Below are 2,094 nucleotides of genomic sequence, written 5' to 3'. Positions count from 1 at the left end.
CTGGTGTGTGAAACAGGTGAATCATATTTAAACCGCAATATTCTGACTCGAAAATTTCAGTCGTCATGCCCGAACTCAATTTATGACCGTTGGTGCGGGCTTAAATTTGAAGACTGGGCGTTTGAAATCAAAGTGACTGCGATTGATGGCCTGAAAATCTCATTTGATGTGGTGCCAACACAAGTCAAAGATGCAGCCGGCAATCCAGTATTCGAGCAAATTCCAGTTCTGGATGAAGAAGGGAATCCGGTTTTAGATGGGCAGGGTAATCCGACTTTTGAAGATGGCGATCCCATTATGGAATCAAAAACATATCCAGACGGTGGGTTAAGTTTAGGCCTGCTTTTAAAAGACGGGGTGAACACGCTGGTCACATCCAGTTCAGCAAACAGTTTAAGTCTCTACCGCCAGCATGTCGGCCTAAAAGTGGGTGATATTGTGCGTGTGGCACCTGGCTGTGATCAATCATTGAAAACCTGTGCGGCTAAATTTGAAAACAATCTGCGTTTTGCAGGACACCCGTTCATTCCGAGCAGCAATCCAATTTACACACAGCTGATCAAATAAGGAGAGCGTCGTGGTTATTGCACCATGGGTGATATACGCAATGCTGGCGCTGATGGTGGCTACCGTAGCATACAGTTATTACAGCATTCGCAAATCTCAAAAAAAGAATAGTGCCTCTGCAAATCAGCTTGATGGAACGATAGCAGATGAGGGTACTTCATTCTCAGACATTGCAGGCAGTCCCCACATGTATGGAAATATCACGCATATGTGGGGCCAGCGTACTGAAGCAATCAAAAGTAAAGGCGGCAAATGAGAATTTATATTTCAGACTTAAGAAAAACTGGCATGTGTGCTCGCGGATCGCGGGCATTTTTTTTGTCTCAAGGTTTGGATTGGCAAGACTTTATTAAAAACGGCATTGAGCTGGAAACTGTAGAAAAAATGAATGATGCAATGGCGCAGCAGGTTGTGGAGTATGTAAAAAATGGGCAGCAGCAGTAAGCAAACAACGGGCTACAAGTATTTTTCAAATTTTCTTTTATTCATCGGCAACCCAATCGAAAAACTTCTTGGCATCAACTTCGATAAGCGCGGCTGGCTTCATCCATTTGTTGATGAAAATGGAAATGCATTGTCTGAAGGCATCGTTAATTCACCTAATTTGTATGGAGAAAATGAAGGTGGTGTTGTGGGCAAAGTACATGCGAAATACGGGGCCGCAAATCCTACTGCACTACAATTTTATTCTGACTACTTGGCTGTAAATGATCTGCCGCCGCTGGCATATCCATTTCAGTCTTATTTGGCATTTGAAGATTTTTATCTGGGCAACTCAGGCTACATGAAAGAAATGCTGCTCTGGCCGCAGCGTATTCATGTGCGTAATGATGACCGTGAACAGTGGTATGACGATAGAGCTGAAATCCCTGACCAAAATGGCGAAGAGATAGAGCAAATAGAAGCGAGATATTCTGATCTATATAATTTTTCTACTGAAATTAATGGTACTGAGCTTCAGGAAATTGATAGATATGCAGTTCGGCGTTTTAGTTTTGATCGAAATAGCGGATCAATCAAGCTAGGTATTGGTTTTATTTATGATTCAATTGAAGATCAAGTATTTTCAGTTTTAATTCAAAGCACATCTGGCCCAGGAACGTATCTTGAATCTGATGGTTTCAAGCTCATTAGAACTGAAATTTTGAGCGATGATGATTACTGGTCAAGTAGAAAAATTTATCATTTTAGAATTCCAAAGGGTGCGCCTGGTATGCGCAGTGCTTTATTCAGTGTTAGTTTTTCAGGTAATTATACTGATCCGATGAAGCTGTCTGAAGCATATGTTGAAATCAATCAACCGCAACTGCCAGTTGGTGGCATGCTCATTTCTTCAATCAGTTCATTAGATATAAACCCAGTTCATAAAATCCGTGAAATTCTCACTGATGATACAGCGATGAACAAGCCAGAATCTGATGTAAATGACCTAAATTTCATGAAAGCTGCAGATCGAATTTATGACGAGTGCTTGGGTATTTCGTGGGCAATAACTGAAAAATCTTGCTTGGATGCGATCAATGAATT

General features: G+C 41.5%; 3 protein-coding genes and 1 pseudogene. All 4 read left to right on the top strand.

Translation table 11 applies throughout. From position 1 onward, the window contains the following. Positions 1 to 567 (top strand): phage BR0599 family protein (locus tag OKC24_RS19570; RefSeq protein ID WP_265466274.1); only part of this gene is annotated, 567 nt, incomplete at its 5' end. A gap of 10 nt (positions 568 to 577) precedes the next feature. Beyond that, complete coding sequence (locus tag OKC24_RS19565; RefSeq protein ID WP_228257663.1) at positions 578 to 823, top strand: hypothetical protein; 246 nt, start codon at positions 578 to 580, stop codon at positions 821 to 823. After that, positions 820 to 1,011 carry a hypothetical protein gene (locus tag OKC24_RS19560; RefSeq protein WP_131276464.1) on the top strand — a complete coding sequence of 64 codons (192 nt, stop codon included), beginning with the start codon at positions 820 to 822 and terminating at the stop codon, positions 1,009 to 1,011. Before OKC24_RS19565 ends, OKC24_RS19560 begins: the two co-directional genes overlap by 4 nt. Next, positions 995 to 2,094, top strand: a pseudogene (locus OKC24_RS19555) (hypothetical protein); the annotation flags it as partial. The gene OKC24_RS19560 and the pseudogene OKC24_RS19555, both read left to right, overlap by 17 nt.

The organism is Acinetobacter entericus (genome assembly GCF_026168575.1).
Classification (GTDB): Bacteria; Pseudomonadota; Gammaproteobacteria; order Pseudomonadales; family Moraxellaceae; genus Acinetobacter; species Acinetobacter bouvetii.
This window is presented reverse-complemented; position numbering and strand designations above follow the sequence as displayed.

Excerpts from the sequence above, each read along its gene's own strand:
- OKC24_RS19560 (WP_131276464.1), top strand. The coding sequence starts at position 820 with ATGAGAATTTATATTTCAGACTTAAGAAAAACTGGCATGTGTGCTCGC.